Below are 7,123 nucleotides of genomic sequence, written 5' to 3'. Positions count from 1 at the left end.
CGGCGATCTCCACCACCGGCTGCGCGGCGTTCCGGTGCACGCGGGTGGTGCGGCCGGCGGCCAGCGTCGACACCGAGACCGGTACCAACTGGTCGCCAAGGAGGGCCACCAGCCAGCGGATCGGCCGGGTGAACGACAGCTTGGAGTCGTTCCAGCGCATGTTCTTGTCGGACCGCAGCCCGGAGACAATCTCGGCGAGCACGCCGCTGAGCACCTCAGCCGCACCGCGACCCGGGTCGGGCTTGGTCACCGCGACGTACTGGACGCCGTCCACCTCGAGGTCGTGCAACTGCTCGACGTCGACGCCCTGGCCGCGCGCGAACCCGGCGGCCGCCTTGGTGATGTTGCCCTCGGCATCGAATGCCGCGGCCTTCTTCGGGCCGCGGGCGACGCGCTCGGCGTCGGGCTCGACCGCCTGCACCTCGGTCACGAACGCGACCACGCGGCGCGGGGTGGCATAGGTGCTGACAGTGCCGTGGCCGAGGCGGGTGGCGGCCAGCTTCTCGGTGAGCGCCTTGCGCACCGCCTCCGCGGTCTTGGTCACCTCGGACGGCGGCAGTTCCTCGGTGCCGATCTCGAACAGCAGCTGACGGGTGCCGCTGACCTTGGGGAACTCGGTAGGTAGCGGAGCCGCGTCGGGGAGCTCGGCGATCCCCAGTGGGTGCTCGAGTTCGGTCCGCCGCTCGGCCCACAGTTGCGCGACCTCACGGGCCAGGGTGCGCATCCTGCCGAAGGCCTTCGCGCGTTCCGTAGTACTGACCGCGCCTCGGGAGTCGAGCACGTTGAAGGTGTGGGAGCAGCGCAGTACGTAGACATGCGCGGGGACCGGCAGCCGGGCGTCGAGCATCCGGCGGGCCTCGGCCGCGTACTCCTCGAACAGCCGCTTCTGACTGTCCACGTCCGCGTCGTCGAGGTAGTAGCGGCTCATCTCGTACTCCGCCTGGCCGAACACCTCGCCGTACGAGATCCCCGGTGCGTAGGCGATCTCCTTGAAGTCCGCGACGCCCTGCAGCGCCATCATGATCCGCTCGATGCCGTAGGTGATCTCCACCGACACCGGGTCCAGCGTCATCCCGCCGGCCTGCTGGAAATAGGTGAACTGGGTGATCTCCAGACCGTCCAGCCAGACCTCCCAGCCGAGACCCCAGGACCCGGTCGCCGGGTTCGCCCAGTTGTCCTCGACGAACCGGATGTCGTGCGCGTGGATGTCGATGCCGAGCACTTCGAGGCTGGCCAGGAAGAGCTCCTGCGGGTTGCCCGGGTCCGGCTTCAGCACCACCTGGAACTGGGTGTGCGTCTGCAGCCGGTTCGGGTTCTCGCCGTACCGGCTGTCGTCCGGCCGGACACTCGGCTCGACGTACGAGACCCGCCACGGCTCGGGACCGAGCACCCGCAGGATGGTCGCCGGGTTCAGCGTGCCGGCCCCCACCTCGGTGTTGAACGGCTGCACGATCATGCAGCCGCGGTCGGTCCAGTACTTCGTCAGCGCGAGCAGCGCGTCCTGCATCGTGAGCACGACAACAACCTCAGGTTCGGTCGAGATTCCGGGATCAGGGGATCGGGACTGCAAAGTCTATTCGCCCCGGACCGGCCTCCGGACCGCCAGGCCCCGGCGACGGGCAACGGGTCAGCTGATCTCGTGCAGGTGGGCTTCCACCCAGGTGCGGAGACTGGACAACGGGACGGAGACGCTGCGCCCGAGGTCGGTGAGGGAGTACTCGACGTGGAGTGGGACCGCCGGATAGATCTCGCGGTGCAGGAAGCCGCAGTCCTCCAGGCGGCGGACGGTGCCGGTGAGGACCTTGGGGCTGATGCCCTGGAGACGGCGCTGGAGTTCGCCGAAGCGGAGTGGGCCGTCTTCGAGCGCGCCGATGGCGAGAGCGGCCCACTTGTTCGCGAGCAGGTCGAGGACGTCGCGACACGGGCACTGGGCGGCGTACACGTCGTGCTTGTCGTGCTGGCCGGTCAGGCAGGTGGCTGTCATCGGAATGCTCCTCGCGCGGTAGTACTTCCCGATGGATAGTAGCAGTCCTTGCGGGAAAGTAGGGCCCTGGAGATAGCGTCCGGAGCCCCAGCAGCCCCCAATTAGGAGGACATAAATGAAGGCGATCAGCCAGCACGAGTTCGGCGGCCCCGAGGTGCTGAAAGTGGTCGAACTGGAGCGACCACAGCCGCTGCCGACCGAAGTACTGGTCCGGGTGCACGCGGCCGGGGTGAACCCCGTCGACTACAAGACCCGCGAGGGGCACGGGATGGCCGGCGTGCTCGGCGAGCCGCCGTTCGTGCTCGGCTGGGACGTGTCCGGTGTCGTCGAGGAGATCGGGTTCGGCGTCCACACCCTGGCGGTCGGCGACGAGGTGTACGGGATGCCTTGGTTCCCGCGCGCGGCATCGGCGTACGCCGAGTATGTGACCGCGCCCGCCCGGCAGTTCGCGAAGAAGCCGGCAAACCTCAGCCATGTCGAGGCGGCCGCGATCCCGCTGGCAGGGTTGACCGCCTGGGAGATCCTGACCGCCGCGGCCGGGCTGCAGGACGGGCAGCGGGTGCTGATCCACGCGGCTGCCGGTGGGGTCGGGCATCTGGCGGTGCAGTTCGCCAAGCACCTGGGCGCGCACGTCGTCGGGACGGCGAGCAAGGCGAAGCACGACTGGCTGCTCGACCTCGGCGCTGACGAGGTGATCGACTACCACTCGACGGCCGTCGAGGACGCGACTGGCGACCTCGATCTCGTGGTCGACCTGATCGGGAGTGAGACCACCCTGGCGCAGTCGTTGAAGGTGCTCAAGCCGGGCGGCCTGCTGGTCGCAGTACCGTCCGGGACCTCGCCCGAACTGCTCACGCAAGCCGAGGCGGCCGGCGTACGGGTCAAGCCGTTCCTGGTGGAACCGGACGGGCATGCGCTCGGCGAGATCGCGGCTCTGGTCGAGGCCGGCCAGGTGCGGATCGAGGTCGAGCAGGTCTTCGGACTGGCGGACGCCGCCGAGGCGCACCGGAAGCTGGCCGACGGCCGGACCCAGGGCAAGCTCGTGCTCGAAATCTGACGCTTTTTCCGGCGCCGATGTCCATCGGCCGTCTTCTCGATCGTCGGGTCTCCAACTACACACCCAAGGAGACCCGATGATCACCAGCTCGACCCTCGAGATTCCCGGCGCCACCCTGTACTACGAAGTCCGTGGCGCCGGGCCACTCGTCGTACTGGTCGGTGCACCGATGGACGCCAGGTCGTTCGCACCGCTGGCCGACCTTCTCGCCACCGACCACACCGTGCTCACCACCGACCCGCGCGGGATCAACCGCAGCCCGCTCGACAACCCCGCCGAGGGCTCGACCCCGGAGCAGCGGGCCGACGACCTCGCCCGCCTGCTGGTCCAGCTCGGCGCCGGACCGGCGACCGTCCTCGGTTCCAGCGGCGGCGCGGTCAGCGTGCTCGCCCTGGCCCAGAACCATGCCGAACTCGTCAGCACGGTGATCGCGCACGAGCCACCGCTCGACGAGTTGCTCGACGACCGCGACCAGCTCCGGGCGCGGTCCGATGACCTGATGGCGACCTATCTGGGCGGGGACGTGCTCGGCGCCTGGAAGAAGTTCTTCGAGGCAGCCAACATCTTCCTGCCCGCCGAGGCACTGGAGGGCATGTTCGGCGGCGAGCGGGATCCGCAGACGGTGGCGGACGAGCGGTTCTGGTTCGAGCACGAGATGCGGGCGAGCATCCGCTGGCAGCCCGACCTCGCCGCTCTGCGAGACAGCGGGGTCCGTATCGTGGTCGGGATCGGCGAGGACTCCACCGACCAGCACTGCGACCGTACTGCGAGCGCGCTCGCCGCGGAGCTGGGCGTGAAACCCGCGCTGTTCCCGGGCGACCACACCGGCTTTGCCGATCAGCCAGACGTTTTCGCAGCCCGGCTGCGCGAAGTACTGGGTGCGACCTGGCCCAAGCACCTCAACCCCTGAGCAATCGACAACCGCAGCCGCTGACGCAACGAGCTTGCGCGTTGCGTCAGCTCCGCGCGCGGCCCTACCATCTCATCGCGCCGCACGCCTTCACTGGGTTGGGACGGCGACGGTGAGTTGACTCGACCGGCCGCTCACCCACCGCGCGTCCGGGCCGCGGGCTCGAAGCGCTGCCTCGATCTCTCTGGCGCTACCCCTCGACGGAACCGATGACGGCGTTGGCTCTCCGGTCGGCGATGTTGGTTCTCCGGTCGGCGAACTGGTGGTCGGTTCGGTAGTCGCATCGGGTGGCTCGTAGGACTCGGAGGGGATCCGGACCGCGAAGACCTTCAACTGCTGGCCGGTCTGTGCAGTTGCCACGATCTGCGCTACCCAGTCCCCGCCGAGAGTCGGTGACACCTCGTGCGAGACCCACCACGAAGTTTTTGCCGGCGGCTGCGCGACGGCGTACAGGCGGTCGTCAGGCCCGAAGTTCAGCACGGTGCCGATGACCCCGATCTCGACGCTGCCATCGGAACGAGCCTCGAAGGTGGTCGTACTGATCAGTATCTGAGGCGTGCCGCCGCTCTTCAGAATGCTTGGACTCGTACCGCCGGCCGGACCCTGGTCATCACCACCCAAGACACCGATGAGACCGAGGACGGCGACGACTATCGCGACGACACCGCCGATGACCGCGATGATCACCTGCTCTGATTTCCAGCGGCTGGTGGGCCCCCGCTTCATGGTCATGCTTCATCTTGCGCCGGGGGTCCGCCGTTGTCTCTGCCGGCCAGCACTGCGACCGTACTTCGAGCGCACTCGCCGCGGAGCTGGGTGTGAGTTGAGCCACCACGCCTCTCGACCGCGGTCGTGCTGGATGAGAGAACGGCAGCCCGAGCGACCGCAGTACTGGAGTTAGCGGGGTTGACACTGCGGGGCCTGGGCACCGGTTGAGCGCAGTACGGGGGTGAGCCGTGAGGCCGCCTACGGAGCTGTGGAGGGACGGGGCAGACTAGGAGTCGGTGGTGATGTCTCGACGTCATCGCCGGCACTGCTCGACCTGGAGGCGACGGATGCCCGAATGTCCGCTTGACCTCAACACTGGTTGAAGTTTCAAGGTAGAGACTGCAGGGCGTGGGTTGGCCGGGTGCCCGGACGGGCACCGGACCACCGCACACCCTGGACTCGCAGCTGACCGGCCCACCGGGGCCCTGACGAAGGAGCAGAGTTGACTACGTACACGCTTCCCGATCTCCCCTACGACTACAGCGCGCTGGAGCCGTCCATCGCCGGCGAGATCATGGAGCTTCACCACGACAAGCATCACGCGACCTACGTGAAGGCTCTGAACGACACCCTGGACAAGCTGGCCGAGGCCCGCGAGAAGAGCGACTTCGGCTCGATCGTCGGGCTGGAGAAGACGATGGCCTTCAACCTCGGCGGCCACGTCAACCACTCGATCTTCTGGAAGAACCTGTCCCCGGACGGTGGCGACAAGCCGGACGGCGAGCTGGCCGCCGCGCTGGACGAGGCCTTCGGCTCGTTCGACGCGTTCCAGGCGCATTTCACCGCGGCCGCGACCACGATCCAGGGCTCCGGCTGGGCGATCCTCGGCTGGGACGCGCTGCAGGGTCAGCTGCTGATCCACCAGCTGTACGACCAGCAGGGCAACCTGCCGGCCGGCCAGATCCCGATCGTGATGCTGGACATGTGGGAGCACGCCTTCTACCTGCAGTACAAGAACGTGAAGCCGGACTACGTCAAGGCCTGGTGGAACGTGGTCAACTGGGCCGACGCCCAGGCCCGCTTCGACGCGGCGCGCGCCAACGCCGGCGGCCTCATCACCCTCTGACCGACCCCTCTGAACGACCTCTTGCGTCCGAAGAACTGGCGGGACGTCCCTCCACTTCTTCGGACGCAACGAAGGTCGCGAGCGGTCAGCGTTGGCCGCGGCCGGAGGCTAGGCGGGCGACGGCCTTGGTGACGCGGGTCGCGCGGGTTTCTGGTTTCTTCGCTTCCTCGATGCCGAGGACGAACCAGCCGCGTTGGCTGGCGGAGAGGCCGTGGAAGAACGCCCGCGCCTTCGGTTCCGCGTCGAGCGCCGCCGCGAAGTCCGCCGGTACGACGACCTCCCGCGGCTCGGTGTCGAGCACGATCTCGACGTCGATCTCTTCCCCACCCGCGACCCCGGCCGCCGCGCGGTGCTGCTTGCTCAGCGCGACCATGTACTGCCCGCCCATCACCGCCACGGTGTTCCGGTAGCTGTACCCGCCGATCGTCACCACCACCGGCGGCTTCTTCCCCTTGCCCAGGGCATCGATCACCTCGGCCGGAATCACGATCCCCGTCACCGCGGTCCCCTGCAGGACCGTCCGGAACTTCATGCGAAGAACTCCTTCAGTGCGGGAGCCAGTACTGCGGGGTCGACGTTGTGCTGCTGATCCGGCAGGATCTGCTGACTGCCGTCGGTCAACTGGTCCGCCACCGTCTTGTTCCCGGCGCACATCCACACTTCAGCGGCGCCGCCGGTCAGGACGCGGGTCGGCACGGTGATCCTGGCGATCGCCTCGGTCGGCACCGAGTAGTCACCCATCACGGTCGCGTCGTATGCGAGGGTGTGGGCGATCGCCTCCTGCGCGGGCCACCAGGGTGACTCCTTCGCCATCGCGACGAACTCGGCCGGCAGCCCGACCACCTCGGCCATGAAGTACTCCGCGGCCTTGTCGCGGCGGCCCTCCGCCACGAACGCCCGGTAGATCGACGCGGTGTCGGCCGGCGGACGCTCCCGCGTGCCCTCGATGATGTACGGCGGTTCCCACAGCGCGAGGCGGTTCACCGGACGGCCCGCCGCAGTCGCCAGCAGGGCCAGCGCGGCTCCGGACGAGGTGCCGTACAGGTGGGCCGAACCGCCCGCAGCGGCGATGATCGCGTCCAGGTCCTCGAACTCCCGCTCGATCGCATAGACCTCGCCGTCACCGCTGTCGCCGCGGCCGCGCCGGTCGTAGTTGTAGACGGTGAAGTCCTCCGCGAGCAGCGAGGCCAGCGGGGCGTTCGACATCCGGTCCACCGATCCGCCACAGACGAGCACGAGTGCGGGCCCGGCACCGAGCCGGTCGTACGCGATCGCGGTGCCGTCAGCCGAAGTGACCTTCTCCATGATGTCCTCCTAGTCAGTGGCCGATGCCGTTTC

The 7,123-nt window shown here is 68.4% G+C and carries 8 protein-coding genes; 3 read left to right on the top strand and 5 right to left on the bottom strand.

Annotated elements, in window-relative coordinates; all coding sequences use genetic code 11:
- Together glyQ and VFG33_RS16890 are read right to left on the bottom strand one after the other, a co-directional pair.
- Positions 1-1,507, bottom strand: a 1,507-nt coding sequence (gene glyQ, locus VFG33_RS16895) for a glycine--tRNA ligase subunit alpha (RefSeq protein ID WP_325053831.1), incomplete at its 3' end; no start/stop codon positions are given.
- A 120-nt stretch (positions 1,508-1,627) separates the two neighbouring features.
- Positions 1,628-1,984, bottom strand: a complete 357-nt coding sequence (locus VFG33_RS16890) for a winged helix-turn-helix transcriptional regulator (protein ID WP_325053830.1) — start codon at positions 1,982-1,984, stop codon at positions 1,628-1,630.
- A 115-nt stretch (positions 1,985-2,099) separates the two neighbouring features.
- Between VFG33_RS16890 and VFG33_RS16885 the strand changes: the two genes are divergently transcribed.
- The gene (locus tag VFG33_RS16885) at positions 2,100-3,041 is read left to right on the top strand and encodes an NADP-dependent oxidoreductase (protein WP_325053829.1); all 942 of its coding nucleotides are present in this window, start codon (positions 2,100-2,102) and stop codon (positions 3,039-3,041) included.
- A 76-nt stretch (positions 3,042-3,117) separates the two neighbouring features.
- Positions 3,118-3,951: an alpha/beta fold hydrolase gene (locus VFG33_RS16880; RefSeq protein WP_325053828.1), complete on the top strand. Its 834-nt coding sequence runs from the start codon at positions 3,118-3,120 to the stop codon at positions 3,949-3,951.
- 90 nt (positions 3,952-4,041) lie between these two features.
- Here VFG33_RS16880 and VFG33_RS16875 read toward each other — a convergent pair whose 3' ends face one another.
- Entirely contained in the window at positions 4,042-4,683 is a 642-nt protein-coding gene (locus VFG33_RS16875; RefSeq protein ID WP_325053827.1) for a hypothetical protein, read from the bottom strand.
- A gap of 478 nt (positions 4,684-5,161) precedes the next feature.
- Here VFG33_RS16875 and VFG33_RS16870 point away from each other — a divergent pair, with 478 nt between their 5' ends.
- Positions 5,162-5,785: a superoxide dismutase gene (locus VFG33_RS16870; protein WP_325053826.1), complete on the top strand. Its 624-nt coding sequence runs from the start codon at positions 5,162-5,164 to the stop codon at positions 5,783-5,785.
- An 85-nt stretch (positions 5,786-5,870) separates the two neighbouring features.
- On the opposite strand, the gene VFG33_RS16865 is transcribed toward VFG33_RS16870, so the two are convergent.
- Positions 5,871-6,317 (bottom strand): YdeI/OmpD-associated family protein, encoded by a 447-nt coding sequence (locus VFG33_RS16865; protein ID WP_325053825.1) that lies wholly within the window; start codon positions 6,315-6,317, stop codon positions 5,871-5,873.
- Complete coding sequence (locus tag VFG33_RS16860) at positions 6,314-7,090, bottom strand: alpha/beta fold hydrolase (protein WP_325053824.1); 777 nt, start codon at positions 7,088-7,090, stop codon at positions 6,314-6,316. The genes VFG33_RS16865 and VFG33_RS16860 overlap by 4 nt, the downstream gene beginning before the upstream one ends.
- Positions 7,091-7,123 lie beyond the last annotated feature (33 nt).

It is taken from the genome of Kribbella sp. (assembly GCF_035687465.1).
Classification (GTDB): domain Bacteria; phylum Actinomycetota; class Actinomycetes; order Propionibacteriales; family Kribbellaceae; genus Kribbella.
Note: the sequence above shows the minus strand (reverse complement) of the source record. Positions and strands in the feature narration are given on the sequence as shown.